Raw genomic sequence first — 278 nt, 5'->3', positions numbered from 1 at the left:
CCCGACCGCGCCGCGATCAAATACCTGATCGAGCAGCGCAAAATGGAAGTCTGGCTGGTGCCGCTGACCGGCACGCGGGTGCTGGTGCCGTTCAAGGTCAAGATCCCGACGCCGCTCGGCAATGCCGTGCTTGAGGCGACACAATTCGTCGTCAGATGCTGCAGGGATATTTGGATACGACGACTGCGATGCCGGTCGAAGCCGGCGAGAGCCCGGACATTCTGTTCGATCTCGGCCTGCTGTTCGCGTCCGGCCGCGGAGCGCCGATCGATCTTGTG

Annotated in this window: 1 pseudogene; it reads left to right on the top strand. The window is 62.9% G+C overall.

Annotation, left to right across the window (positions count from 1 at the left end):
- Positions 1-150, top strand: a pseudogene (locus I5M_RS33975) (DUF3108 domain-containing protein); the annotation flags it as partial.
- Between the last annotated feature and the right edge of the window lie 128 nt (positions 151-278).

It is taken from the genome of Rhodopseudomonas sp. B29 (assembly GCF_000333455.1).
GTDB lineage: Bacteria > Pseudomonadota > Alphaproteobacteria > Rhizobiales > Xanthobacteraceae > Rhodopseudomonas.
The sequence above is the reverse complement of the archived record's forward strand: the minus strand, read 5'-3'. Positions and strand labels throughout refer to the sequence as shown.